General features: G+C 63.7%; 27 protein-coding genes and 2 pseudogenes. 8 read left to right on the top strand and 21 right to left on the bottom strand.

Annotated elements, in window-relative coordinates:
* Positions 1-42: 42 nt before the first annotated feature.
* Positions 43-1,098, bottom strand: coding sequence for a c-type cytochrome (locus tag MJ122_RS08315; RefSeq protein ID WP_239743639.1), 1,056 nt, complete (start codon positions 1,096-1,098; stop codon positions 43-45).
* 9 nt (positions 1,099-1,107) lie between these two features.
* Positions 1,108-1,698 (bottom strand): c-type cytochrome, encoded by a 591-nt coding sequence (locus MJ122_RS08310; RefSeq protein WP_088421778.1) that lies wholly within the window; start codon positions 1,696-1,698, stop codon positions 1,108-1,110.
* Positions 1,699-2,022: 324 nt separating this feature from the next.
* Here MJ122_RS08310 and MJ122_RS08305 point away from each other — a divergent pair, with 324 nt between their 5' ends.
* The 3 genes from MJ122_RS08305 (at position 2,023) to betT (ending at position 4,915) form a co-directional block, all read left to right on the top strand.
* Positions 2,023-2,427: a glycine zipper domain-containing protein gene (locus MJ122_RS08305; protein WP_239743636.1), complete on the top strand. Its 405-nt coding sequence runs from the start codon at positions 2,023-2,025 to the stop codon at positions 2,425-2,427.
* Between the two features lie 27 nt (positions 2,428-2,454).
* A complete protein-coding gene (locus MJ122_RS08300; protein ID WP_275590637.1) occupies positions 2,455-2,820 on the top strand; it encodes an ABC-type transport auxiliary lipoprotein family protein in 366 nt (121 codons plus the stop codon).
* A gap of 121 nt (positions 2,821-2,941) precedes the next feature.
* Positions 2,942-4,915 (top strand): choline BCCT transporter BetT, encoded by a 1,974-nt coding sequence (betT, locus tag MJ122_RS08295; RefSeq protein ID WP_239743630.1) that lies wholly within the window; start codon positions 2,942-2,944, stop codon positions 4,913-4,915.
* Between the two features lie 164 nt (positions 4,916-5,079).
* On the opposite strand, the gene MJ122_RS08290 is transcribed toward betT, so the two are convergent.
* The 3 genes from MJ122_RS08290 to MJ122_RS08280 all read right to left on the bottom strand — a co-directional run bounded on the left by MJ122_RS08290 (position 5,080) and on the right by MJ122_RS08280 (position 7,731).
* Positions 5,080-6,015: a universal stress protein gene (locus tag MJ122_RS08290; RefSeq protein ID WP_239743628.1), complete on the bottom strand. Its 936-nt coding sequence runs from the start codon at positions 6,013-6,015 to the stop codon at positions 5,080-5,082.
* Positions 6,016-6,125: 110 nt separating this feature from the next.
* Positions 6,126-7,028 carry a universal stress protein gene (locus MJ122_RS08285; protein WP_239743626.1) on the bottom strand — a complete coding sequence of 301 codons (903 nt, stop codon included), beginning with the start codon at positions 7,026-7,028 and terminating at the stop codon, positions 6,126-6,128.
* Positions 7,029-7,170: 142 nt separating this feature from the next.
* On the bottom strand, positions 7,171-7,731 hold the full coding sequence (locus MJ122_RS08280; RefSeq protein WP_239743623.1) for an Hsp20/alpha crystallin family protein: 561 nt from the start codon (positions 7,729-7,731) through the stop codon (positions 7,171-7,173).
* Between the two features lie 219 nt (positions 7,732-7,950).
* On the opposite strand from MJ122_RS08280, the gene MJ122_RS08275 reads away from it, so the two are divergent.
* From MJ122_RS08275 to MJ122_RS08265, 3 genes are all read left to right on the top strand, one after another.
* Positions 7,951-8,670: a hypothetical protein gene (locus MJ122_RS08275; RefSeq protein WP_239743621.1), complete on the top strand. Its 720-nt coding sequence runs from the start codon at positions 7,951-7,953 to the stop codon at positions 8,668-8,670.
* 76 nt (positions 8,671-8,746) lie between these two features.
* On the top strand, positions 8,747-9,643 hold the full coding sequence (locus MJ122_RS08270) for a universal stress protein (RefSeq protein ID WP_239743619.1): 897 nt from the start codon (positions 8,747-8,749) through the stop codon (positions 9,641-9,643).
* A 9-nt stretch (positions 9,644-9,652) separates the two neighbouring features.
* A complete protein-coding gene (locus tag MJ122_RS08265) occupies positions 9,653-9,892 on the top strand; it encodes a hypothetical protein (RefSeq protein WP_239743618.1) in 240 nt (79 codons plus the stop codon).
* Between the two features lie 20 nt (positions 9,893-9,912).
* Here MJ122_RS08265 and MJ122_RS08260 read toward each other — a convergent pair whose 3' ends face one another.
* The 10 genes from MJ122_RS08260 to MJ122_RS08215 form a co-directional block, all read right to left on the bottom strand.
* On the bottom strand, positions 9,913-10,098 hold the full coding sequence (locus MJ122_RS08260) for a hypothetical protein (RefSeq protein WP_088419058.1): 186 nt from the start codon (positions 10,096-10,098) through the stop codon (positions 9,913-9,915).
* A 15-nt stretch (positions 10,099-10,113) separates the two neighbouring features.
* Complete coding sequence (locus MJ122_RS08255; RefSeq protein ID WP_239743616.1) at positions 10,114-10,671, bottom strand: GNAT family N-acetyltransferase; 558 nt, start codon at positions 10,669-10,671, stop codon at positions 10,114-10,116.
* 418 nt (positions 10,672-11,089) lie between these two features.
* Complete coding sequence (gene fnr / locus MJ122_RS08250) at positions 11,090-11,839, bottom strand: fumarate/nitrate reduction transcriptional regulator Fnr (protein WP_239743615.1); 750 nt, start codon at positions 11,837-11,839, stop codon at positions 11,090-11,092.
* Positions 11,840-12,020: 181 nt separating this feature from the next.
* Positions 12,021-13,388 (bottom strand): ATP-binding protein, encoded by a 1,368-nt coding sequence (locus MJ122_RS08245; protein ID WP_239743613.1) that lies wholly within the window; start codon positions 13,386-13,388, stop codon positions 12,021-12,023.
* A complete protein-coding gene (locus MJ122_RS08240) occupies positions 13,385-14,047 on the bottom strand; it encodes a response regulator transcription factor (protein WP_088419044.1) in 663 nt (220 codons plus the stop codon). The genes MJ122_RS08245 and MJ122_RS08240 overlap by 4 nt, the downstream gene beginning before the upstream one ends.
* Positions 14,048-14,049: 2 nt before the next feature.
* Positions 14,050-14,691: a tetratricopeptide repeat protein gene (locus MJ122_RS08235; protein WP_239743610.1), complete on the bottom strand. Its 642-nt coding sequence runs from the start codon at positions 14,689-14,691 to the stop codon at positions 14,050-14,052.
* On the bottom strand, positions 14,688-15,494 hold the full coding sequence (locus tag MJ122_RS08230; protein ID WP_239743608.1) for an SDR family oxidoreductase: 807 nt from the start codon (positions 15,492-15,494) through the stop codon (positions 14,688-14,690). Before MJ122_RS08230 ends, MJ122_RS08235 begins: the two co-directional genes overlap by 4 nt.
* Entirely contained in the window at positions 15,481-16,161 is a 681-nt protein-coding gene (locus MJ122_RS08225; RefSeq protein ID WP_239743606.1) for an iron-containing redox enzyme family protein, read from the bottom strand. The genes MJ122_RS08230 and MJ122_RS08225 overlap by 14 nt, the downstream gene beginning before the upstream one ends.
* A gap of 8 nt (positions 16,162-16,169) precedes the next feature.
* The gene (locus MJ122_RS08220) at positions 16,170-17,636 is read right to left on the bottom strand and encodes an AMP-binding protein (RefSeq protein ID WP_239743604.1); all 1,467 of its coding nucleotides are present in this window, start codon (positions 17,634-17,636) and stop codon (positions 16,170-16,172) included.
* The gene (locus MJ122_RS08215; protein ID WP_239743602.1) at positions 17,626-18,303 is read right to left on the bottom strand and encodes a thermostable hemolysin; all 678 of its coding nucleotides are present in this window, start codon (positions 18,301-18,303) and stop codon (positions 17,626-17,628) included. The genes MJ122_RS08220 and MJ122_RS08215 overlap by 11 nt, the downstream gene beginning before the upstream one ends.
* Before the next feature lie 68 nt (positions 18,304-18,371).
* Between MJ122_RS08215 and MJ122_RS08210 the strand changes: the two are divergent.
* Positions 18,372-18,470, top strand: a pseudogene (locus MJ122_RS08210) (integrase); the annotation flags it as partial.
* A gap of 344 nt (positions 18,471-18,814) precedes the next feature.
* On the opposite strand, the gene MJ122_RS08205 reads toward MJ122_RS08210, so the two are convergent.
* Genes MJ122_RS08205 through MJ122_RS08185 form a run of 5 tightly spaced genes read right to left on the bottom strand, consistent with a single transcriptional unit; the run spans position 18,815 to position 22,233 of the window.
* Positions 18,815-19,360 (bottom strand): arsinothricin resistance N-acetyltransferase ArsN1 family B, encoded by a 546-nt coding sequence (locus tag MJ122_RS08205; protein ID WP_239743599.1) that lies wholly within the window; start codon positions 19,358-19,360, stop codon positions 18,815-18,817.
* A 7-nt stretch (positions 19,361-19,367) separates the two neighbouring features.
* Complete coding sequence (gene arsH / locus MJ122_RS08200; protein ID WP_239743595.1) at positions 19,368-20,069, bottom strand: arsenical resistance protein ArsH; 702 nt, start codon at positions 20,067-20,069, stop codon at positions 19,368-19,370.
* A gap of 12 nt (positions 20,070-20,081) precedes the next feature.
* On the bottom strand, positions 20,082-20,552 hold the full coding sequence (locus tag MJ122_RS08195) for an arsenate reductase ArsC (protein WP_239743592.1): 471 nt from the start codon (positions 20,550-20,552) through the stop codon (positions 20,082-20,084).
* A 28-nt stretch (positions 20,553-20,580) separates the two neighbouring features.
* The gene (locus MJ122_RS08190; protein WP_239743589.1) at positions 20,581-21,864 is read right to left on the bottom strand and encodes an arsenic transporter; all 1,284 of its coding nucleotides are present in this window, start codon (positions 21,862-21,864) and stop codon (positions 20,581-20,583) included.
* A gap of 21 nt (positions 21,865-21,885) precedes the next feature.
* Positions 21,886-22,233: a metalloregulator ArsR/SmtB family transcription factor gene (locus tag MJ122_RS08185; RefSeq protein WP_088419024.1), complete on the bottom strand. Its 348-nt coding sequence runs from the start codon at positions 22,231-22,233 to the stop codon at positions 21,886-21,888.
* A 107-nt stretch (positions 22,234-22,340) separates the two neighbouring features.
* On the opposite strand from MJ122_RS08185, the pseudogene MJ122_RS08180 reads away from it, so the two are divergent.
* A pseudogene (locus tag MJ122_RS08180) lies at positions 22,341-22,478 on the top strand (LysR family transcriptional regulator); the annotation flags it as partial.
* Between the two features lie 53 nt (positions 22,479-22,531).
* Here MJ122_RS08180 and MJ122_RS08175 read toward each other — a convergent pair.
* A complete protein-coding gene (locus tag MJ122_RS08175) occupies positions 22,532-23,356 on the bottom strand; it encodes an AraC family transcriptional regulator (RefSeq protein WP_239743587.1) in 825 nt (274 codons plus the stop codon).
* Positions 23,357-23,374: the final 18 nt, after the last annotated feature.

Raw genomic sequence — 23,374 nt, 5'->3', positions numbered from 1 at the left:
GTCGGTCTCTCGGACTTGCCTGCGTCGGTCGCGTTGCTCGGCTCAATGTCCGACGCCGGCCGGAAATGCCCGGCTGCCCAGCAGCACGCCATCGACGGATTGGCCGTAGTAGCCCTGATCCGAGCCGTGGAAGCGTTTGGCGGTGCTGGCGAGGGTGCCGTCGAAGCGCGGGTCCTGTGGTCGTTCGCGGCTGTTCAGGTAGGCCGCCACGTCCCAGGCCTGCTGGACGTTCAATTGCACGGCCTTGCCCAGCGGCATGTTCTCGTAGATGAAGGTGGCCGCTGTGTTGACACGGTGCATGCCGGCGCCCCAGTTGTACGAGTCGGCTCCCCATAGTGCCGGGATCACCGGCACGTCAGCCATCTTGCGCCCTTCGCCCTGCGCGCCGTGGCAGACGGCGCAGTGTTGCGCGTAAACCTCTTCGCCCCGTTGCGGGGAATAGGCTTGCGGTGGCTCGGGCAGGGCGGCGAAGGCGCGTCCGGGCATTCGCTCTCGGCCTTCCATCTTCACCTTGCCGGTCAGCGGTCCCGGCAGCTTTAAGGATTCGTCCCGGCCACCACGTTGCAGCGCTTCATCGCTGAGTTCGGGTACCGGTTTGTCCCGCATGCCGTACATGTCGAGCAGGCCGCCCATGAGCAGCCAGTAGGAGTAGGCGGAGATCGCCACCAGCTCGGGTGCGCCCAGTTCGGGGGCCTTGCCGTTCATGGAGTAGTTGAAACAGCCCTGCACCCGTTCGGCGAAGTTGTTCACCCGGTTGTCTTTCTTGCGGAAGGCCGGGTAGGCCAGGTAGGCCGCCCATAGCGGGGCGGCATAAGCCCTGGTGCCCGCATCGAGGTGGCAGTTGGTGCAGTTCAGCTGATTGCCGACGTAGCGTCCCTTGAGCTGCTGAGTGTTGACGATCAACTGGTAGCCGCGGCGTACCTTGTCGCCAAAGGCGCCGTCCGGGATTCGCGAAAGGTCGCGCGGGGTGAAGTAGTGGGCGTCCCGCGCCTTGGGCTGCGCGGTGATTTCTTCCATGGCGGTGGTCACTGGGTCAGCTGCCTGGACGGGCAGCGCGATGCAGCCTGCCAGCGACAGGTAGAGCATGGGCCTGTTCATGGGCGCTCCTCAGCGAATCGCTGCCAGATAGCTGGCCAGCGCGGTGATGTCCTTATCGTTCAGACGCTTGGCGATGGCCGCCATCATGCCGTCGGGGTCGCCGCTGCGTTCGCCCTTGCGCCAGGCGTGCAGCTGGGCCTCCAGGTAGGCCGCCTGCTGTCCGGCCAGTCTCGGGAAGGGCCCGCCGCCGATGGCCGAGGGGCCGTGGCAACTGAAGCAGGCCGGAATGTCGCGAGCCATGTCGCCCTGGTAATAGAGCTTCTCCGCCGGCGCGGCGACCAGGTTCTGGCCCCGCACCTGGAGCACGGGCGGCTTGCCCTGGGCGGCAAAATAGGCGGCGGCAGGCTGCAGCAGATCGGCCGAGGCATAGGCTTCGGCCATCGGCCCCATCAGTGCGTTGCTGCGTCGTCTTGAATTGAAGTTCGCGACCTGCGCAGAGATGTAGCTGGCCGAGAGGCCGGCCAGCACCGGTCCCTGCGCGGTGCCTTCGCCATGCATTCCATGGCAGACCGAACAGGCTTGGACAGCATCCGGTATTTCGTCGGCGATGGCCGCTCCGGCAAACCATGAAAGAAGTACGACAGAAGGCCATCTGAGCATCGAGTTTCCCGCCTCTGCATGCTGCGACTGCGCTGAGTGTAGACGGCATTGTCAGCCGCGAAACGTTCGACTGTGCCGGCTGCCAGTGCAAGCACCGTGTGGCCTCCAAGCGGGCAGAGGCAGGATTGGACGCGCCGTCCAGGCCGTACGGGCGAGCCACTGGCTGACTCCTCGCTGGGCGTGGCGGAGGGGGCGCCGAAGCGACGGGCGGGGACATAGCGGGCCGATTGCTTGACGCAGGTCCATGAACCGTGAAGGTTGGTTTGTCCGCATGTTTCGCATCCTCCAGACTGGTTGTCTTGTATACAGTTTCTGGAGTCAATGATGCGAAAGTCCCTCTCTGTACTGGCATTTACCATCCTGGCGTCACAAGGCGTCATGGCCGGCGAGACCACGAACACGGCAGTCGGTGGAGGTGTCGGAGGCGCCCTGGGCAGCGTGGTGGGTAATGCCGTCGGTGGCAGCACTGGCGCTGCGATCGGCGCTGGAGTCGGCGGTGCGACGGGTGGCGCGATGTCGGCGAAGGACGGGAAGAAGACCGAGGCGGCCATTGGTGGCGGCCTCGGTGCGGCGGGTGGCCAGGTCATCGGCAGCAAGGTGGGCGGGTCCACCGGCGGCCTGGTGGGGGCGGGGCTGGGCGGTGCTGCGGGCAGCGCCATCGGCAACAACCTGGCCGACGATGGCCATGGCCACCATGAAAATCACCACAATCACAAGCACCATCATTGACCGCCGTCCCCGGCGCGCTCCTGGGCTCTGGCAATCAGGCTTTCAGGACGTGGTCAGGGCCACGATGATGGGGTCGAAGACTGCCAGCAGCGCGCCCGTGCACTCTCACACCTTGCTGCCGGCCCAGCCCGGCAGCCCGCCAGCGCCCAGGTGCGCGTCGAGCGCGTCATCCTGCAGCGCTTTGATTCGGTGCCGGGGCAGTATTCGCTGGTGGATACGCAATGGCGCCTGAGCACGGGCGGCGGCGAAAAGTCTCCGGCCTGCCGCAGCAGCCTGCAGACCCGCGCGGACAACAGCGTGGACAGCCTGGTCGCCGCGCATCAGAGTAACCTGTGCAAGCTGGCGGAGCAGGTGGCGCAGGCCAGTGCAGGGGGCGCGAACGCCTGCCCCTGAGTTCGATCGGGGGAGGGCAGCGATGCCCCGTCGAGATTCTTCGATGCCGAAAAAGGTTCCCCTTGGCAGCGCTTGCGCCCGCTTCTGGCGCAGGCTGACGCGTTACAGGAGATAACACTTGATGGAGACTTCGTCCCGCCCCCGCAGCACCCTCAATCCACCGGTTTTCTACACCAGCGCCGCGCTGATCTTCCTGCTCGTGCTGTACGCCGTGGTCTTCCAGGCCCAGGCCCAGGCGCAGTTCGACAGCGTGCAGCGCTGGATCTTCGGCAATGCCAGCTGGTTCTACATCCTCGCCGTCGCGCTGATCCTGATCAGCGTGGTGTTCCTCGCGGTCAGCCGCTACGGTGACATCAAGCTCGGTCCCGATCACAGCGAGCCGGAGTACCGCAGCAGCAGCTGGTTCGCCATGCTGTTTTCCGCGGGCATGGGCATCGGCCTGATGTTCTTCGGCGTCGCCGAGCCGATCATGCACTTCACCAGCCCGCCGGTGGGCGAGGCGGGCACCGTTACCGCGGCCCGCGAGGCGATGAAGATCACCTTCTTCCACTGGGGGCTGCACGCCTGGGCGATCTACGCCATCGTCGGCCTGATCCTGGCGTACTTCAGTTTCCGCAAGGGCCTGCCCCTGACGCTGCGTTCGGCGCTCTATCCGCTGATCGGCGAGCGCATCTACGGGCCCATCGGCCACGCAGTGGATGTCTTCGCCATCATCGGCACGGTGTTTGGCGTTGCCACCTCGCTAGGCTACGGCGTGCTGCAGATCAACAGCGGTTTCCACCATCTGTTCGGCCTGCCGGTGAATCCCACGGTACAGATCATCCTTATCACGGTGACCTGCGGCCTGGCCACGCTTTCAGTCGCCAGCGGCCTGGACAAGGGCATCCGCATCCTCTCCGAGCTGAACCTGGCGCTGGCCGTGATCCTCATGCTCTTCGTGCTGCTGCTCGGCCCGACCGTCTTCCTGCTGCAGACCTACGTGCAGAATACCGGGGCCTACCTGTCGGACATCGTCAACAAGACCTTCAACCTCTACGCCTATCAGCCCACCGACTGGATCGGCGGCTGGACGCTGCTTTACTGGGGCTGGTGGCTGTCCTGGTCGCCCTTCGTGGGGCTGTTCATCGCGCGCATCTCGCGTGGCAGGACAATCCGCGAATTCGTCTGCGGCGTGCTCTTCGTGCCGGCCGGCTTCACCCTGCTGTGGATGACGGTGTTCGGCGACTCGGCCATCCACATGATCCTCAACGACGGCGTGCGCGATTTGGCGACTGTGGTCGACCAGGACAGCTCACTGGCGCTGTTCGCCTTCCTCGAGCACTTCCCGCTGTCGGGCGTGGTGTCCATGGTGGCGGTGCTGATGGTGGTGGTGTTCTTCGTGACCTCGGCCGATTCCGGCGCCCTGGTGGTGGACATGCTCGCCTCCTCGGGGCATGCCCATTCGCCGCTGTGGCAGCGCATCTTCTGGTCGGTGAGCATCGGCGTGGTCGCCGTGGCGCTGCTGCTGGCTAACGGCCTCAAGGCGCTGCAGACGGCGACCATCGCCAGTGCGCTACCGTTCTCGATCATCCTGCTGGCCTCGATCTGGGGATTGTTCCGTGCGTTGAACCTGGATGCCACGCGGCGCGGCTTGCGCAACCAGGCGCTGCCCGCACCGCGCCATGCGGCCCATCACGAAGGCGGCTGGCAGCGTCGACTGCGCAACATCGCCATGAAGCCTCGCCGCGCTCACGTTACGCGCTTCATCAGCGAGGTGGTCCGTCCGGCCTGCGACGAAGTGGCGGTAGAGCTGCGCAAGCAAGGGCAGGAGGTCACGGTCGTGGAACTGGACGATGGCCGTGTCAGCCTCGACCTCTCGCCTTCGGGCGAAGCGCATTTCCGCTATGAGGTTCGCCCACGGGCCTTTACCAGCCCGAGCTTCATGGTGCTCGACGACAGCGATGGCGGTGAAGCCCGCAAGTACTTCCGCGCCGAGGTGCATCTGCGCGAAGGTGGCCAGGATTACGACATCATGGGCTGGAGCCGTGACGACGTGATTGCCGACATCCTCGATCAGTACGAACGGCATTTGCACTACCTGCACGTAGTGCGCTGACACCTGTCAAGGGCTCCGCCGTTGGTGGCGGAGCCCTCATTTTCTGCGCTCGCGCACCAGGCCCACCCGCTTCGTGGACCGCGTGGCATCGACGAGTCTCCCTGCATGGCTGCGTGGCGACTACTCGGTGCACCCGGGTGCCGATGGGGAGCAGGTGATGCACGTCATGACAGTTCCGCGCTGCCCGGTGGCAGCCTTGGATGGCCGGTTGTGTCCGCTCCGACGGCCAGCATGCCGCCGGACATGCGGTACAGCAGGCGTTCGGTGGTGCTGCCCAGGATGCGGTCCAGCCCCAGCCGGCTCTGCATGCCCATGACCACCACATCGATCCGATGGTCGTCCATGAAGTTGGCAATGCCCTGGGTGGCAGGGCCGAGGACGAAATGGCGGTGCTCCATGGGAACCTGCCAGCGGTCGGCCAGATGGTTGAAGGTGCGGTAGAGCGAGATGCGGACCTGCTCGGCATAGCTGGAGTCCCAGCTGCTGCTCAGCGTGGCCGAGTCGTAGTCGATGGCGCTCGGCAGGTCGCAGGCGTGGAGAAAATGCAGCTCTGCGCCGCACAGGCTCGCCAGATTGCGCGCAGCTTCGATGATCCCTTCATTCAGCCCGCTAGTCAGCAGCTCCGGTCTTGCAACATCCAGGGCGGCGGCTACCTTCAGCGGCAGCGGATTGAGTGCTTCGGCCACCAGGTGCAGTGGAACCTGGCAGGCTCTGAGCAGGCGATAGTCCAGCGGTGTGACAAAGACCCTGCGTAGTGCCGCCTCGTGGTGAACGTTCTTGATCACCAGGTCCGCCTTGAGCGTCGCTACGCGATCGAGAATCTCCCGGCAGGGCTCGGCGCTCCAGAGGGTTTCGCAGGTGACATCCATCCCGGTGCTGCGCAGCTCCTGCGCGTCACGCTCGATGTCGACGCGGCATTGCTCCAGCAGTTCGTCGCGCAGGTGATCGGAAAGAAACGGCATGCCCAGGCGAGGTTCGAGGAACATGCCGATATGCAGCGCGGCATGACTTCGACGGGCAATCGCCAAGGCTCTTCGATAGGCGGCCGATTGCCGCCAGTGAGGGGTGGCGATGAAGAACACTTTATGGTACTGGTCCATGGTCTTCGCCTCTGGCGCGGCCCACTTCAAATGCAGGCTGGAACGAGGTGCGTTGCGCGACTTTGATGCCCATCAAACTCTGCGATTGCGCCCCCATCCGTGTTGTCCTGTCATGCCCCCACTGCGAGTACGCTGCCGGGAATCTGCTCGAGGACATGCTCCGTGGTGCTGCCAATCAACCGCTCTACGCCGGTGCGGTGCACGCGGCCCATCACGACGACATCCATCTCGTTTTCCTGGGCGAAGCGTGAAACTCCGCGCAGTGGCGTACCCATCAGAAAGTGGCGTCGCTCCTGCGGCACGCCATGGTCGTCCGCCAGGCGGACGAAGGCCTGGTGCAGGGAGGCGCGCATGTCCTCCACCAGATCGACCCAGGCCACCGCGCCTTCCGCGCGGTTGGCCATGTAGGCGGGCATGCAGTCATAGATGTACAGCAGGTGTAGTTGTGCGTTGCATTGCAGCGCCAGGCCATTGGCTGTCGCTATGATGCGATCGTTGACACCGTTGACCAGGGTTCGTGGATCGGCAGGGTCCACCGCCGCAACGATGCGTCGGGGCAGGGGATGCTGCGCGCTGTGCACCAGGTGCAGCGGTTGCGGGCACTCGCGTAGCAGGAACCAGTCCAGCGGAGTAACGAATGAGCGCTTGAAGGCGGACTCATGCTGTATGTCCTTGATCACCAGGTCCGGCTGCAGCTCACCGATGGCCTGCAGCAGATCGGTACGCAGATCGGTGGTCCACAGGACGGACGAGGTCATCTCCACGCCCACGCCGCGTCCACGCTGCAAACGGCATTCGTTCTCCCAGCGCTCGCGCTGGGCCATCAGCAGGTTCTCGCGCGCATCGTTCTGTACGTGCCGGGCCAGCAGACCGAAGGTGGCGAACGGCTCCACGCAGGCAATGACATGCAGGCTGGCCCCGCATTGCCCTGCCAGGGCGGTGGCACGCTGCAAACCCGGTGTGTCGTGACGGTCGGGATGGGCGATCAGCAGCAGTTTCTGGATCTGACTCATGGTGCACCTCGCAAGCATCAACGGGCAGGATTGAACGGCGTGCCGCCACCGTCGCTGCGCAGCCCCTCGCTGAATCGGGTGGTATCGCCCCGACTCCTGTGCCGTGAAGCGGGAAGGCGCTCCCGGCGGGAGCGCCCACGCATCACTTGGCGGTCTTGACCGGAATGACCTTCTCCGGATGCACCGCTTCCGCCCGCTTGGGCAACTGCACCTGCAATACGCCCTTGCTGAAGCGTGCCTGGATCTTCTCGGGGTCCACTTCGCGGGGCAGGCGGAACACTCGTTCGAAACTTCCGTAGCGGCGTTCCGTGAGGTGATATTCCTTGCGGGTTTCGTTCTTCTCTTCCTTCTTCTCGCCCTTGATGATCAGGCTGCCATTGGCCAGCTTGACCTCAATGTCCTTCTCGTCCATGCCGGGCAACTCGGCGTTGATTCGGAACTCATCCGCCTGCTCGCTGACGTCCACTGCGGGTAGGCCATGGGAGAAAGGTTCGCGGCGCCAGAACTGGTCGGCATCGAACGGACTGTGGCTGAAGGGGAGCCTCAGCGGCGCGCGACCGAAGTCGTCGAAGAGGCTGTCGATCTGACGGCGCAGACTGTCGAACGGACGCCACGGGTGGAACGGGTTGGCGGGCGACTCCGAAGGTTTGGTCGGTTGTTGGGGGACGGCGCTGACGGGTACTTTTTTAGCGGGCTCGGACATGATGAATTCCTCCGCAGGAAAAAGGGTCGCCTCACGGGCGAGGCCGTTCGATTCTGCGACCCTGATACCGACCGACTTTGATGCCGATCAAATGCCGCCCCGGCGATCACATGGATTTTCCCGGGCGCAACTTGATGGCGATCAAGGTGATTGGCCTGCGGCTTCTTAGCCTGAGTCAAAGCCGGCGCACCCTGTCGGCGATTGCCGTGGAGGCGCGGCATGGAATGGCAGACGATTGGTCGCGTGCAGGTGCTTGAGGAGTTGTCGATCTCGGACTCGACGCAATGCCTGCGCGTGAAGCTGGACGATGACGAGACACAGTCGATCATTCCTGGCCAGTACTGCTTGCTGGATGATCGCGTACAGGCTGCCAGGGCCTTCAACTACGTCAGCCTGCCGGGGCGTGACCGTCGTTGCATCCTGGCGGCCAGCCCACACGGAGTGCCGCTGCGCACGGACGGACCGTTGCTTTATCGCGGCCCTCTGGGGGTGGGTTGGCCTTTGCCGTTTGGCGTTTCTCGTCTGCTGGTTTTTGCCTGTGTCGATGGAATCCTGGCCGTGGCCGCCGCCATCGACGAATTCGCCTGCTGGCTGCCCTGGGTGCAACTGGTGCTGGTTGAGGACGCATCCAGCCAGGCCTGCCTGCCCGACGATTGCCGCCGCTGGCTGCATTCGCTGGGGTTGCTGATCCCGCCAGTCGAGGACTGCCCTCTGGAGCGGCTCAGAGCGCAGCTCAGCCTGCAGTTGCCCGACCTCGTCTACTGCTCCGCGCCTGCGCCGCTGGCGCTGAAGGCCGCCCGTCTTTGTCTATGGCATGGCGTCCCGGCGTATCGAATCTGGATACGGGCTGAGTGCGCGCTGCCGGGAGCGGGAAACACGTCCCTGCCAGCTGCAGACGGCCCGGTACTGCGCTTCGATCGCTTGAGCGGACGCATTTGATCGACATCAAAGTACGACATCCCGGGCAAGCCCAGGCTCATAGCGACTCGTCCAACCGCCATGCGTCGGAGGCCTCATGAACGCCTATGCTCGCCTGCTGCTGATCTGCGATCCCGATCTCCACTATTCCCCGGCGCTGGCCCGCGCTCAGGCACTGGCGGGCGCCTTCGATGCGCGCCTGCACATCGTGGTGTTGGGAAGCCTGCCAGCTGGTCTGTCGGTGCTCGATTACAACGGCCGGCAGAGCGTTCGCGAGGAGATCCAGGGGCGTCAGCGCACCTGGCTCGACGATCAGTTGGAATTGTTGCGTGGCCATGGGATAGATGCCAGCGCCGAGGCCGTCTGGAGCGATGATCCGCTGGAGGACATCATTGCGTTGATCAGGCGGCATCACATCGATCTGCTGCTCAAGGACACTCGCTATGAGCCCGCGCTGAGCCGTGCGCTGACTCATCCGCTGGACTGGCAGCTTCTGCGCCAGTCGCCTGTGCCGCTCCACCTGGTCAGCCAGGCGACTCATCCTCTGCCGCGCAAGGTGGTCGCCGCCATTGATCTCTCCCAGGATGATCCGGAGGTCGACCAGTTGAACCAGCGTATCGTCGAAATGGCACAACAGTTCGCCGGTCAATGCGATGCCGAGCTTCACTTGCTGCAGGCTTACGACGTCAGCGCCGGCTTCCTGGCCTATGCCGCCGGGCCGGTGGCCTGGACGCCGGATGTCGCGGAGCTGGCCGCGGGGCGCTCGCGCCAGCAGATGGAGCGCATCGGTAGCCGGTTCAATGTGGGGCTGCCTTGCCAGCACTTCGTCAAGGGCAGCGCCTCCCGTGTGATAGCCGAGTTCGCTGAGCAACAGCGCATGGATGTCGTCGTCATGGGCACGCTCTATCACGCCGGGCTGGCGAAAATCATCGGCAGTACCACGGAGCAGGCGCTGTACCGGGTGAACTCCAGCATCCTGGCAGTCCGACCCTGAGACTGGATCATGAAAGTGCTGGCGTTTCTCGTCGCGCTGTTCACCGTCTGGGCGATCGCCTGCGTCGCCTGGATGGCTCTGCGCTACACGCCTGCCGGTGGCGACAGTGAATACGTGTTTCTCTGGGATCGCTGGGAGAACCGTGTGTGTCTGGTGTCGATCAGCGAGCCGGCGCATATCATCTGCGACCTTCGTTCGCTCTGGGTCGAGTCCCCGGCAAAGGGCGGGCCCACGGCTCGGCGACCATGACAGCGGCCCGCTGAGTACGCTCAGCCGGCGCGCCGGCGTTCGCGGTCCGAACGTTGAACCTGAGGCCATGCATGGGGCGCCGCGAGGCGCTCATGCAGCCGCTCCAGATAGTCCCGGGCCTGACGCTCATCGGCAAAAGGCACCCGGTATTGATCGAGCTGGACGTAGCAGCGGCCGTCGCTGGTGCAGAGAAGTTGCGTGCGCATCGTTGCCTCCCCGCCTCACGGCGCTGGCTGCAGTTGCAGGGTGTGAATGCTCTGGGTGGAATCCATCGGGTCCGGGCGGCTGGTGAAGCCGAGGAAGTGCGCCAGTTCGTGCATCGCGCTGTTGGCTGCTGCGTCTACCGAATACATCTGCTGTAGCCCTTGCTGCCTGGCCGTTTCGATCAGATGGCGCATCAGCGCCACGGCCAGCCCGCGATGACGCCAGGCATCCGCCACGGTGACTGCACATTCGCACTGCTGGGACTCGGCGCAACGTGCGTAGCGGCTGATGCCGATCTCCACCAGTTCTCCATCCTGGTGCGAAAGCGCCACGTAGGCGACGCTGTCCTTGAAGTCCACCGCCATCAATTGGTTCAGCAACGAGGGACTGACTTCTTTCATGGTGCAGAGAAAGCGGAAGTGGCGCGCCTCGGGCGACAAGCGCGCGATGAAGTCCGCTTCACGCTGGCGATCCTCCGGCCGCAACGGACGGATCAGTACGTGGGTTCCATCCGGCAAGGCCTCGACCCAGTGTTCATCGAGACCCTCGTCTTTGGCTTGGGGATGAGTGGACATGAAAACCTCCTGGCGCAGTGCCGATATGCGGTTCAGCCGCTGACTCACTTGTACGCCGGGAGGGTGGGGTGAATTTGATCGTGATCAAATGGCGGCAATCTCATCGCCTCCGGGGGCCAACCGGCCGCCGGAGAGCACGTGTCAACCTTTCACCGGCTTCAGGGCCGGGGCGCGTTTTCTCTGCTCTCTGGAGGTGATAAGCCGTTCCAGCAGCGCCGCCAGTAACGCCCGCACCTCATGCCGGGATTCAGCCTTGGCTGAGGGCCACCCGTTGAGCGGCGCCGCGGTGGCCTGGTCCAGCACCGCCAGCACCCGCTGGCACGCCCGGAGCAGCCTCCGCCGAGGAGGTCCGCGGCGCTTTGAGGCGAATCAAAATGGTGTTCTGGCACATCAAGAAGGTGGCGCCAGGAGGGCAGGCTCAGCGTTTTTCGGTTGCGGCGCTTTGCCCTTCGATACCGCTCAATCGGCAGAGCTCCTGGTGGTTGAGCAAATGTACCTCCCGACCCTCGCATTCGATCAGGCCCGTCTGCACGAAGCGAGTGAACAACCGGCTGATGGTTTCCAAGGTGAGATCGAGGTAGTTGCCGATATCGCCACGCGTCATGCACAGCGTGAAACGGTCCTGGCGCAGTCCGCGCCGCTGGTAGCGCGCCGACAGGCTTAGCAGAAACTGGGCCAGCCGCTGCTCGGCACGCTCGCGGTTGCAGCGAATGTGTTCGTGCTCGCCGTGGATACCCTGACTGAGGATATGCAGTAATTGGTGGCGCAGCCCGGGAATGCGCCCGGAGAGGTCCTCCAACTGCTCCAGGTCGATGGCGCATACCAGCGAAGTCTCCAGAGCCACCGCGAACCCTCGGAAGGAGGGCGGCCCGATTGCATCCAGCCCAATCATTTCGCCGGGCAGGGCAAAGCCGGTCACCTGCTGATCACCATTGGACTCGAGCAGGTAGCTCTTCAGCGCTCCCGAGCGCAAGGCGAAGACCTGCCGCATCGGTTCGCCGGCGCGAAACAGATACTCCCCTTTGTGCAGCGGTCGGTTGCGACGCACTATACGGTCCAGCTCAGCTACTTCACCTTCGGTCAGGCTGGCTGGAAGGCAAAGGCGGCTCAGCGAACAGGCAAGGCAACTGACCTGGAAGAGCTGGGATGGGCGTTGACTGTTGGTCATCACGTAAGCCCCGGCATACGGGCGTTCCAGCCATTCTAGCGGTTTCGCTTCGTGGCCAGGCAGCCTTCGACAAACGGAGGTGGATTGGCTTCAGAGTAGCGTCGGCAATGAAGGTGAACTGCCTGGGCAGAAGCCGCTACAGCAAGATTGTGCGATTCCGATCCGTAGCGGACACCGGTGCTCAGGAAGCAGGGATGACCCTCAGCGTTGCGCGAAGTCCGCCGGAGGGGAGATTGCTCAACTGTACGCTGCCTCCAAGCCGCTCCATGATCATCCCGACAATGGACAGGCCCAGTCCGGCGCCGTTCTCGGAACCTTTGCTGTAGAAGCGTTCGAAGACACGCTCCAGGTCTTCCTCGTCGATGCCAGGCCCCTGGTCTTCTACGTTGAGTACAATCCCGTTACCTTCACGGTGCAGCGTGACGTTGACTCGACCGCCAGCTGGCGAGTGATTTACTGCGTTCGCGACCAGGTTCTGCAGGGCAATCCCCAAAGCGCCCGCGTCGCTTTGAAGCTGATAGTTGCCCTCGGAGATATCCAATGACGGTTCCTGCCCCTGATCCAAAATCCAGGGTGTCATCTCTGCCATGGTCTCCGTAGCGACTGCCGCCAGATCTACCGTTGACCAGTTGCGCTGCCCCAGCCGCGGCTCGATCCTCGCCATGGTCAGCAGCTGATTTACCACGCGACTGAGACGATCCACGCCACCAACCAGGAACTCCAGGGCTTTATCTCGCTCGGCATCGCTCCTGGCTTCGAGCGCGTTCTGCGCATGCAGGCGAAGGATTGCCAGGGGCGTACGCATCTCGTGGGCAGCGTCTGCGATGAATCGGTGCTCTCGACGCAGCAGTTCATCGATCTGCCCCAGCAGTCGATTCAGCGCCGCCTGCATGGGTTCCAGCTCCCGGGGTAGCGGCACGAGTTGCAGTGGCTCCAGTGACTCTGCGTGCCGCGCTCGGATGACACGAGCCATATTCTGCAGCGGTTGCAGCCCCCAGCCGATGGCCAGCCATACCAGCAATGCCAACGCGAGACTTCCGATCAGGAAGGGAAACAGAGTGTGGCGGACGATACGGCCGATCAGGTCGTCGCGCACATCGTTGCGCTCACCGACCCAGATCACCAACTGGCGCTCCGGCACGGGAAGCACGAAGCTGCGCCATCGCTGCTCCCCCACCATGATGTTGGAAAAACCTGGCTCGGTCAGAGGACGAGTGAAGCTCGGGGCACTGACCGTATGCACCAGGACTTCACCGTTGATGCGCCACACCTGGAACGCGAGTTTGCTCTCGTAGGGATGACCGACGCGATGCTTGCCCGCCTGGCTCAGTGCTTCATTGAATGCCAGGTACAACGCATGGCGATCCTTGTCGTCCAGGGGCATGCTCATGACGCCTTGCAGGAGGCGCGCGTTCTGCGCCAGATGGGCGTCGTAGATCTCGTCGATCTCGTGGCTGCTGTCGTGATAGTTGTAGAGCGCGAGCAGGCCGGTACCGACCAGCAACAGCAGCATGACTCGCCAGAGCGTGCGTTGGCGCAACGAGCTCATGCTTTGCCTTCCACCAGATAGCCGATGCCGCGAACGGTGCGGATCAGATCGTTGCAGAGCTTCTTGCGCAGGTGGTAGACGTTCACTTCCAGCGTGTTGCTCTCGGGCTCCTCGTCCCAGCCGTAGAGAAGCTGAGTGAGCCGCTCGCGGGTGAAGACCTTGCCGGGTTGGGACAGCAGCTCGTGGAGCAGTCGATACTCTTTCGGGGTCAGCACGACGGGCTGCCCCTGGTAGCTGACTTGCCGAGTGGCCGGGTCGAGCGTCACCCCGGCATGCTCGATCAGTACCTTGGCGCGACCTGCGCTACGTCGAAGCAGCGCGCGCAGACGAGCTTTCAGCTCATTGAGGTCGAACGGCTTGACCAGGTAGTCGTCGGCGCCGACATCGAGTCCGGCGATGCGATCATCGGTCGCGTCACGGGCGGTCAGGATAAGCACGGGTACCGCATCGCCCCCGGCACGCAACCGGCGCAACACCTCGATGCCATCCAGGCGCGGAAGTCCCAGATCCAGCACGACGAGATCGAATGTCTCCTGCTGCAAGGCGTGCAACGCACTCATCCCGTCCTGCAGCCAGTCGATGGTGTAACCCTCCTGGCGCAGTCCGTTGCAGATACCTTCCCCCAGCGCGGGATCGTCTTCGACTATCAGCAGCCGCATGCTTAGTCCTGCTTGTCCTTGATCGTCTTGAGTAAAGCATCGATTTCGCCGCGCCGGCCCTGGTCGGCCAGCTCACGGCCGGGCCGTGGCGGTGCCTGCAGGGCTTTCTGCAAAGCCGCACGCGCTTCGACGTAATGCCCTTGGCGATAGAGATGGTCACCCCAGAAGTAGTTGCTGTCGATGCCTTCTGGATTCAACCGTAGCGCCTTGCGCAGCAGTTCATCTGCCTTGTCCGAGTCACCGAACCCGATGGGCCAGCCAGGCACTCGATCATAGAGTGCGCCAAGGCTGGTATAGGCCGACCCCTGCAGAGCGTCTGGATCGAGTGCCAGGGCCTTCTCCAGGCTTGCCCTGGCAGCCTTGACCTTGCCCAGCGCGCCAAGCCCGCCTGTGGCGCCGGCCCAACTGCTGGTGACGATTCCGTTCCAGATCCAGGCTTCCGCAGCCTGGGGCTGCTCGCGGGTGAAGGCCTCTGCGTCGCTCGCCAGCTTTTCGAAAGCGGCTGCGCGTTGTGCTTCGGGCAACTGGTACTGGATTTGCGCCCAACGTTGCTGGATCGCGCCGAGGTGCTGGCTGCCGGCCTGATCGAGTGCCCAGGTAAGCGGAGAGAAGGCAATGAGGCTGGCGAGTATCAGGCGTTTCATTTGCTGTGCTCCTTGGCGTTGGCATCGCTGTAACGGCGGATCAGTGGGAGCTGCTTGCGCAACGCGCGGTCGACCAGGCCGGGCAGCATGCCGTTGAGGCGTACGAAGAGTTTTTCCGGCCATCCCAGATACAGCTCGCTGCGTTGGTTCTGCACCGCATCAAGCACTGCTCGCGCGACATCGACCGGATCGTCCATGCCGACTTTCAGCGCCTGGTTGAGGGCGTTGGCTGCCGAAGTGTTCATCGAAGTACGGGTGGCACGTGGTGCCGCGTAGAGAACGTCGACGGTGGTATCAGCCAGCTCGCGTCGAAGCGCCTCGGAGAATCCCCGCAGGGCGAACTTACTGGCGCTGTAGCTCGCGTAGCCGGGATAGCCGATGGAGCCGTAGATGGAGCCGACGTTCACCACCAGCGCATGAGGCTGCTCGCGCAACAATGGCAGCAGCAGACGGGTCAGCTGCAGCGGGGCCTTGATGTTGAGATCCAGCAGGTCGTCCAGCGTGTCCTCATCGATCTGCTCAAGCAGGGCGAAACGGTTCACGCCTGCGGCGTTGATCAGCACGTTCACGCCGCCCATGGCCCAGGCAGCGGTAGCTACCTCCTGCCGGCCACTTTGGGTACGAAGGTCGGCAGAGTGCCAGCGCAACTGATGGGGATAACGATTCATGAGCACCGCCAGACCGCCGAGGTGTCGGCTGATCGCCAGCACTCGCGCGCCGCCCGCACACAGCTGGCTGGCCAGTTCCAGACCAATGCCGCCGCTGGCACCGGTCAATACCACCACCGACTCACGCAGACGCATGCTGCACCTCTGGCTGGTGGGCGCGCGGCAGGCCTCGGAACATCTCGGTGTACAACTGGTAGACGACCTTGGCGGAATGAATCACCGCCTCTTGATCTTCCGGACGATCCAGGCGGTTCATCAACCCGCGATAGGTCGCCATGTGATCCTGGTCGAGCGCGCCGTGGGAGCTCAGGTAGCTGAATGCCGTCGGCGGCAGGCCAAGTCCTTGCTGGATGCTGCCGGCGGCCTGGGTAGCCAGCGCGATACTGGTACCTTCGAGGACGTTGACCATGCCGAACAGGCCGACGGGATTGTCGCGGGCAATCAAGTCATAGAGGAAGGCCACCATCAGCTCGATCGGCAGGCTGGGGCGACTGTTACGCACCTGCTCCGCATCGCCTCCGCAGGCGGCAATATCATTGAGAATCCACTGCTCGTGGCCGTATTCCTCCTCGATGTATTCGCAGACTGCACCGCGCAGCCATTCAAGTCGGCTGGGCAGACGAGCGCCGCAAGCCATCATCAGTGGCACGGTATGGCGAACGTGGTGATAGGCCTGGGTGAGGAAGGCGATGTAACCCTCCAAGCTGACAACGCCGCTCAGGGCGTCGCGAATGACAGGGACGCTGAACAGCGCCTGGCGTTCCTGAGTGGTGACGGATTGGAGCGTGTCGAAGAAGTTCATGGCAGACCTCAGGGTTGCGAGAGTTCGGTGATGAGGGGCTGGTGGCGGCGGAGGATTTCCTGGCGGCGCGGCCGGCCGTTACTGGTCAGGGTTCCGTCAGCACTGCTAAAGGGGCCGGGTAGGCGTCTCCAGGCATGAACCCGTGCGTAATCGGGTAATCCGGCGTTGCATTGCTGCACGGCCTGCTCGATGACTTCGTCGCTGATGCCTGGGTCGATGGGCCAGAGCAGTGCGAAGTTGCGCGGCAGCCCCTCGCCGTGGACGAAGGCCTGGAGGATCACGCCTGTCTGGGAAAGCTCGGCCTCGATCCACTCGGGATTCACGTTGCGACCGAAGCTGGTGATGAACTGGTTCTTCTTGCGGCCCGCCAGGTAGAGGAAGCCAGCAGCGTCGAAATGACCGAGATCGCCGGTTGGCCACCATTCCCTGTCGAAAGCAGGTTCGCCCAGGTAGCCCAGCAGGGTCGAACCTCGAACCAGTACTTCCCCGTCATCCGCGATACGCACCTGGACGTGCGGCAGAGGGCGCCCCACGCTGCCTGGATGTTGATCGCCGGGGCGGTTCAGGCAAACCACGGAGGCGCATTCGGAGAGCCCGTAGCCTTCGAAGACCGGAAGACCCACTGCCTCGGCGCGCTCCAGCAAGCTGCTCGCAACTTTGGCACCACCCACAGCGACAAAGCGCAGGGAGCCGACTTTCATCATGCCGCGCTCGATGGCGGTGACCAGGCCAAGCAGGAGCTGTGGCACCAGAATCAGGCTCTCGGCGCCGCTGAGTGCAATGGTGCCGAGGAAGCGTTTCCAGTCGACCTGACTGGCGCCACCGATGCCCATCTGTGCTTGCGGATAGAGCGTGATGCTGGCTCCCGCCAGCAGCGCTGCATAAATACCGAGGTTCTCCAGCAGGACAGCCAGCGGAAGTACTGCGAGGTACCTCGTGGGCCCGCTGGGACGGCTCGCTGCTTCGAGCTCCTGCGCAACGCACAGCAGTGACGAGGCGCTCAGGCATACGCCCTTGGGCGACCCGGTACTGCCGGAGGTGTAGGTGATCTTGGCAGTGCCTGCCGGTAGGTCGGCGTCGACAACGGACGGCCGCTCCCAGAAGCGCTCGCCTGGTGTGAAGCCGGCTGCTCGCAGATCTTCTGCGAAGGCGTCGTTGGCGACGGCAAGCGTCGCCTGGGTCTGCATCAGGCAATGCAGGCGCTGGGCGGCACTGAAAAAGGGCGGGAGGATGACGCAAGGGCGCTCAGCGAAGAGGGCGGCCAGATCCCAGAATAGCGCTTCGGGGCCGTTCTCCAATGCAAGGGCAAGCGGCCCTTCGGGTTGCTCTCGTAGCCAGGCTTCGCGACGTTCAATTTCAGCCAGAAGCTGGGCATAGGTGACGTTGCCAGTGATTCCGCGTATAGCCACTGTCGACGCATGCTTCGTGGCGTGCGCCTGCAGCACCTCACGAAAAGTGTTCAGTTCATGCGGCATGGCCGGCCTCCTGCAACAGCATCGGGAAACCCATGCGCTTGTACACACCCGCGCGCTCCAGCTCGTCATGGCCGTAACGGATGTTTCCTGCGTAGACCAGGGGGTGCTGCGCGTAATAGCTGCCCCAGCTGGCCAGCTCGCCATTCAGGCGGCATGGGTCGGCTTCGGCGATCACGGTCGGCTCCAATCCCAATCGGTGGAAACTGTTGACCAGGGTGGAGGCGCCGGTAAAGGCGACCCACTGCAGGTCGCGCGCGGCCAGCAGCCAGGTCACGGCGGTGATGATCACGCGCGCGCTGCCAGCACTCAGGGCGGCAAGGTTGCCTACCTCGACCAACTGCTCACGCCCGACGGCATGGCCTGCAAGCCGCGACACAACACCCTCCAGTGGCTCGTCCAGGTAGCGCTCGAGAAACAGCGACCCGTGACTGGCCGGACGGATGCCGGCGGCTGCGATCAAGCGCCCGTGGCTGTCCTGCAGCCCGATGAGCTCCGGCAGATAGTGGTGGACGTCAGCGTGGTGGATGGACTCGAAACGCTCGTGGATGAAGGTTTCAAGCTCCTCGCGGTCGGAGTCGCCCTCGCGGCGCAAGGTCAGACGGGCTTGTCGCTCGATGACAGAGCCAAAGTGGAATGGAAACAGGCCGCTCCATTCTTGCTGGGTCATGGTGATCCCCCCAGGGGTCGTTCGATGAGGGGAGTATCAGCGGCGAATCTGAAAGGAGTCTGAAGTCGCTGAGAGTCAGGGACATTTGGGCCATCAGAGTTCGACTGGAAATCGCAAAAAAGGATCGTGATCTGGCGCTGTTCAATATCGCTGTCGACAGCAAGCTACTGCCGCGGTCGGCATGAACTGTCCAAAGCGACGCGCCTTTTGCCTGAGATTGTCAGGGACAATGCGTCGGCTATCTTCCCGATCATCCGGACCTGCAATGGGAGCAGCAGGCGAGGCTGCTCGGACTGCTCCCTGAGACCTTTGGATATCGGGCTGAATTCGTTGATCATGAATAAGGGGCGCAGTCGCGAAGACTCCAGCTACAGCGTACTTCTCTACTTGCTGCTGACGCTGGTATCCGTTTCGATGGGCCCTGTGTTGTATATCTCGGTCAAAGGAAGCAAGCGGAGCGGCGGTAGATTCGGCCAGCAGTGAAGATCTGCTTCCGCCCCATGGCGGACGTTCAGCGGTTGATTTCCGGGTATCGACGGGGATCGCGGGGTGAGTTGCTTGGCGAACTGAGTTCCAGTCGCCAATAGCCCACGTCGTGCCACTGGCCCTGCTTGAAACCGACCTGCGGGAAAGTGCCGACGTGCTGGAAGCCCAGACGTTCATGCAGACCGACGCTTCCAGCGTTGGGCAGCGCAATGCCGGCATAGGCTGCGTTGAACCCCTGTTTCGCGAGGGCGGGAAGCAACTCGGAGTAGAGCCTGCGGCCGACGCCAGAACGTCGCTCGCCATCCGCGATGTAGACGGTCACCTCGACCGCCCATCGGTACGCGGCACGCGCCCGGTGTTGGCTGGCATAGGCGTAGCCAACCAGGCGCCCATCGCGCTCCGCGACAAGGTACGGGTAGGCCTGCTGGGTCGTGACGATGCGCTCTCGCATTTCCTCGATGGTCGGCGGTATTTCCTCGAAGGAGATCGCCGTGCCGGTCACGATAGGGGCGTAGATCGCCTGGATCGCTGCAGCGTCCTCCGGGCGGGCTTCCCTGATTTCGATTGCCATGGCGACCTCAGATCGAGCGCTGATTCACGCGGGCGGAAAGCTGCTCGGCGCTTTCCTTGCGCTCCGAATAACGGTCCACAAGGAACTCCTGGCGATCACGCAGCAGCAAGGTGAACTTCACCAGTTCTTCCATCACGTCTACCACACGGTCGTAGTACGCCGAAGGCTTCATGCGCCCTGCGTCGTCGAACTCGAGGTAAGCCTTGGGCACCGAGGATTGGTTGGGGATGGTGAACATGCGCATCCAGCGGCCGAGCACGCGCAACTGGTTGACCACGTTGAACGACTGTGACCCGCCGCAGACCTGCATCACCGCCAGCGTCTTGCCCTGGGTGGGGCGCACGGCGCCGAGCGCAAGGGGAATCCAGTCGATCTGCGCCTTGAACACCGCTGACAGTGCGCCATGGCGCTCCGGCGAACACCAGACCTGGCCTTCAGACCACTGCACCAGATCGCGCAGCTCCTGCACCTTGGGATGCTCTACCGGCGCGTCGTCAGGTAATGGCAGACCGGAAGGATTGAAGATACGTGTCTCGGCGCCGAAGTGCTCCAGCAGGCGCGCGGCTTCTTCCACCAGCAGGCGGCTGAATGAACGCTCGCGAGTCGATCCGTAGAGCAGCAGGATGCGTGGTTTGTGCTCACTGGTGCGGGTCCCCGCAGGCGGCAGATCGAACAGCGAAAGGTCGAGGTTGGGCAGTTGCTCGGACATGTTTCCTCCTGTTCAGAGAGTGCCGATGCGATCCAGCTCGCGCTTGAGTTCGTCGCGGCCGAGGGTGGCGAAAGGAAGGGCGAAGAAGGCCTGGCAACGCCGCTCGATGCGAGCCAGCGTGGCGCGGAAGGCGGCGTCAGTGGACGCCTCATTACCTACAACATCAGAGGGGTCTTCCAGCCCCCAGTGGGACTTCAGCGCCGGGCCGAAGTACACCGGGCAGGCTTCGCCGGCGGCCTTGTCGCAGACAGTGATGACGACGTCCGGCGGATTCCCTTCGAAGGCGTCGTTGCCTTTGCTGCTCAGGCCCGCGATGGAAATGCCGGCCTGCTGCAGGGTGGTGAGGCTGCGCGGCAGCACCTGGCCCTTGGGGAAGCTGCCGGAGCTGACCGCCTCGAAGCCTTCCGGCGCCAGGTGGTTGAACAGCGCTTCGGAGAGGATGCTGCGGCAGCTATTGGCCGTGCACATGAACAGGACTCGCATGGAAGTCTCCTCCGCTACGTAGCGGACGTCAGAGGCTCAGGCGCAGCGCCAGGGCCGAAAGAGTGATCAGCAGAACGGGCAGGGTAAGGAGGATGCCGACCTTGAAGTAATAACCCCAGGTGATGCGCATGCCCTTGCGCTCCAGTACATGCAGCCAGAGCAGCGTGGCGAGACTGCCGATAGGTGTGATCTTCGGGCCGAGGTCGCAGCCGATGACGTTGGCGTAGATCATCGCCTCGCGCACCAGGCCTTCCGCGTTGCTGCCTTGGATCGACAGGGCGCCGACCAGCACGCTGGGCATGTTATTCATCACCGAAGAGAGCAGCGCTGAGAGCAGGCCGGTGCCAATGGCGGCGCTCCACAAGCCCTGTTCGGCAAGGCGGTCGAGCAGGTGAGTGAGGAAGTCCGTGAGGCCGGCGTTCTTCAGCCCGTACACCACCAGGTACATGCCGAGGGAGAAGACCACCACCTGCCAGGGCGCTTCGCGCAGTACGCGGCGGGTGGAGATGCGGTGTCCGCGAGCGGCGACGGCAAACAGGATGGCTGCACAGATGGCAGCGACGGCGCTGACCGGAATGCCGAGCGGCTCCAGGGCGAACAGGCCAACCAGCAGGACCAGCAGCGTCCACCAGCCGATGATGAAAGTGGCGCGGTCATGGATCGCGGCTTTTGGCTCCTTCAGCGCATCGAGTGCGTATTGCCTTGGGATGTCGCGACGGAAGAACAGGAACAGCACCAGCAGGGTGGCGGCGACACTGGCAAGGTTCACCGGCACCATTACCGACGCGTACTCGGCAAAACCCAGGCCGAAGTAATCAGCCGAGACAATGTTCACCAGGTTGGAGACCACCAGCGGCAGGCTCGCTGTGTCGGCGATGAAGCCGGCCGCCATGACGAAGGCCAGGGTCGCCGCGGGTGAAAAGCGCAGGGCGAGGAGCATCGACATGACGATGGGGGTAAGGATCAGGGCAGCCCCATCGTTGGCGAACAGCGCCGAGACGGCCGCCCCGAGCAGCACGCAGAAGGCGAACAGGCGATAGCCGCTGCCGTTTGCCCAGCGCGCCACGTGCAGTGCCGCCCACTCGAAGAAGCCGGCCTCATCCAGCAGCAGGCTGATGATGATGACGGCGATGAAGGTGGCGGTGGCATTCCAGACTATGGCCCACACGGTCGGGATGTCGTGCAGGGAAACCGCACCGGCGGCCAGCGCAATGATTGCCCCCAGCGCGGCGCTCCAGCCGACGCCAAGGCCCTTGGGCTGCCAGATGACCAGAACGAGGGTGAAAACGAAGACAGCAACGGCGACCAGCATCGGAAACTCGCTCGGAAAGGGTCAGCAGCAGGCGGCATCACGGACGGGGCGGCCATCCATGTTCTGCAGGCGGAGGGTGTTGTCGGCCAACCATTGCGCGTTGGCTCGCAGGGTGACCTGCAGCATCTCGTGCACCCAGGCAGGCAGCTCGGGGTTGAGGCGGTAATACACCCACTGGCCCTGGCGACGATCCAGCAGCAGGCCGCTGCCGCGCAGTTGCGCCAAATGGCGGCTGATCTTCGGCTGGCTGTCGTCCAGCGCGCACATCAGCTCGCAGACACAGAGTTCGCCCAGGCTGGCGATAAGCAGGGTGGCGCGAACACGGGTCTCGTCGGCCAGGCTCTTGAAGACCTCGGGTGGAGTGATCATGGCTTTACCTGACATATGGAAAATCGAATATACGAATTTCCATATGTAAGACGCAAGCTCCGTGAACCTGAGCGGCTGCTTCCAGCCGTTTGTACTGACAGAGCCTTAAGTACCAAGGCAGCGTGTGCAGCCTGCTCGACGATTACCAGACCACCTCCCTACCGGTCAGCGCCGTCTTCAGCCGCGAGCGACGACACTCGGCGAGGACATTGGCCTTCATCGACTTTCTCAGAAAGCACCTGTAAACCACCCCGATGGGGCATAGGGGCGCTCTTTCCCGTAAGGAGCCGACCACGCCTCACGCCGTACTTTGCTGCAGCCATTCCCGTGGGCTCGAACCCACCTTGCGGCGAAAGGTGCGAGCCAGGGCGGAGGGACTTTCATAGCCGACCTCATCGGCGATCAGGGCGATGGGGCGGCCTTCGCGCAGACGCTTCTGCGTCAGGCTGATGCGCCAGTTCGCCAGGTAGTCCGCCGGCGTAACCCCCACGGTCTGGCGAAAATGCGCAGCAAAGCTTGCCCGCGACATGCCCGAACGATCCGCCAGTTCCGCCACCGACCAATTGCGCTGCGGTTCGTTGTGCATCCCCACGAGCGCGCGGGACAGCTGAGCGTTGGCCAACCCTGCCATCATTCCGGAGGCGATGCTGCGACTGGCGAGGAGGTGGCGCAGCAGCTGGATCACCATCAGCTCGAACAGGCGATTGAGGACGACATCCCGCCCGCACTCGTCGCCGAAGGCTTCTTTAAACAGCCAGTCGAGGGTGCCATCCAGGCCATTCAGTTCGCGCAGCGGTTTGATGATGAAATCCGGCAACGCCAGGGTCAGCGGATTGTTGGCGCCGCCGTCGAATTGCAGCGTGGCGCACACCAGCTCCGCGGCATCGGCTTCGCTCGCCACCAGCTGATGTTCCTGCGGGCGCACGGCCAGGATAAGGCTGGGCTCCGCCAGCTCGGTGAGCTGGCCGCGCCTGTCCTTGACGGTCAGGCGTCCCGAGCGCAGCAGATGCGCGTGGCCGACACTCTGTTGTCCCTGGAGGTTGGCCGTGCCGCAGAACCCGCCCTGGTGGAACGTGGAAGCGTGCAGGTTGAAGTGTTTGAGCAGTGTCGACAGTCGGTCCATGGTGCGCTCAGGTTTAGA

The sequence above is a fragment of the Pseudomonas sp. DP-17 genome (genome assembly GCF_022380625.1).
GTDB classification, from domain to species: Bacteria; Pseudomonadota; Gammaproteobacteria; order Pseudomonadales; family Pseudomonadaceae; genus Pseudomonas; species Pseudomonas nitroreducens_A.
The sequence above is the reverse complement of the archived record's forward strand: the minus strand, read 5'-3'. Positions and strand labels throughout refer to the sequence as shown.

Bases quoted from the DNA above. Each gene is read 5' to 3' on its own strand.
- MJ122_RS08260 (WP_088419058.1), bottom strand. From the start codon at position 10,098: ATGCGCACGCAACTTCTCTGCACCAGCGACGGCCGCTGCTACGTCCAG.
- MJ122_RS08230 (WP_239743608.1), bottom strand. From the start codon at position 15,494: ATGCGTCTGCGTGAGTCGGTGGTGGTATTGACCGGTGCCAGCGGCGGC.
- MJ122_RS08215 (WP_239743602.1), bottom strand. From the start codon at position 18,303: ATGACCCAGCAAGAATGGAGCGGCCTGTTTCCATTCCACTTTGGCTCT.
- MJ122_RS08205 (WP_239743599.1), bottom strand. From the start codon at position 19,360: ATGGCAATCGAAATCAGGGAAGCCCGCCCGGAGGACGCTGCAGCGATC.
- MJ122_RS08195 (WP_239743592.1), bottom strand. From the start codon at position 20,552: ATGCGAGTCCTGTTCATGTGCACGGCCAATAGCTGCCGCAGCATCCTC.
- MJ122_RS08315 (WP_239743639.1), bottom strand. From the start codon at position 1,098: ATGAACAGGCCCATGCTCTACCTGTCGCTGGCAGGCTGCATCGCGCTG.
- MJ122_RS08190 (WP_239743589.1), bottom strand. From the start codon at position 21,864: ATGCTGGTCGCCGTTGCTGTCTTCGTTTTCACCCTCGTTCTGGTCATC.
- MJ122_RS08175 (WP_239743587.1), bottom strand. From the start codon at position 23,356: ATGGACCGACTGTCGACACTGCTCAAACACTTCAACCTGCACGCTTCC.
- MJ122_RS08240 (WP_088419044.1), bottom strand. From the start codon at position 14,047: ATGCGGCTGCTGATAGTCGAAGACGATCCCGCGCTGGGGGAAGGTATC.
- MJ122_RS08235 (WP_239743610.1), bottom strand. From the start codon at position 14,691: ATGAAACGCCTGATACTCGCCAGCCTCATTGCCTTCTCTCCGCTTACC.
- MJ122_RS08310 (WP_088421778.1), bottom strand. From the start codon at position 1,698: ATGCTCAGATGGCCTTCTGTCGTACTTCTTTCATGGTTTGCCGGAGCG.
- MJ122_RS08225 (WP_239743606.1), bottom strand. From the start codon at position 16,161: ATGAACTTCTTCGACACGCTCCAATCCGTCACCACTCAGGAACGCCAG.
- MJ122_RS08285 (WP_239743626.1), bottom strand. From the start codon at position 7,028: ATGAGTCAGATCCAGAAACTGCTGCTGATCGCCCATCCCGACCGTCAC.
- MJ122_RS08270 (WP_239743619.1), top strand. From the start codon at position 8,747: ATGAACGCCTATGCTCGCCTGCTGCTGATCTGCGATCCCGATCTCCAC.
- MJ122_RS08275 (WP_239743621.1), top strand. From the start codon at position 7,951: ATGGAATGGCAGACGATTGGTCGCGTGCAGGTGCTTGAGGAGTTGTCG.
- MJ122_RS08305 (WP_239743636.1), top strand. From the start codon at position 2,023: ATGCGAAAGTCCCTCTCTGTACTGGCATTTACCATCCTGGCGTCACAA.
- MJ122_RS08280 (WP_239743623.1), bottom strand. From the start codon at position 7,731: ATGTCCGAGCCCGCTAAAAAAGTACCCGTCAGCGCCGTCCCCCAACAA.
- arsH (WP_239743595.1), bottom strand. From the start codon at position 20,069: ATGTCCGAGCAACTGCCCAACCTCGACCTTTCGCTGTTCGATCTGCCG.
- MJ122_RS08265 (WP_239743618.1), top strand. From the start codon at position 9,653: ATGAAAGTGCTGGCGTTTCTCGTCGCGCTGTTCACCGTCTGGGCGATC.
- MJ122_RS08290 (WP_239743628.1), bottom strand. From the start codon at position 6,015: ATGGACCAGTACCATAAAGTGTTCTTCATCGCCACCCCTCACTGGCGG.
- MJ122_RS08220 (WP_239743604.1), bottom strand. From the start codon at position 17,636: ATGCCGCATGAACTGAACACTTTTCGTGAGGTGCTGCAGGCGCACGCC.
- MJ122_RS08245 (WP_239743613.1), bottom strand. From the start codon at position 13,388: ATGAGCTCGTTGCGCCAACGCACGCTCTGGCGAGTCATGCTGCTGTTG.
- MJ122_RS08255 (WP_239743616.1), bottom strand. From the start codon at position 10,671: ATGTCCACTCATCCCCAAGCCAAAGACGAGGGTCTCGATGAACACTGG.
- fnr (WP_239743615.1), bottom strand. From the start codon at position 11,839: ATGACCAACAGTCAACGCCCATCCCAGCTCTTCCAGGTCAGTTGCCTT.
- MJ122_RS08185 (WP_088419024.1), bottom strand. From the start codon at position 22,233: ATGATCACTCCACCCGAGGTCTTCAAGAGCCTGGCCGACGAGACCCGT.
- betT (WP_239743630.1), top strand. From the start codon at position 2,942: ATGGAGACTTCGTCCCGCCCCCGCAGCACCCTCAATCCACCGGTTTTC.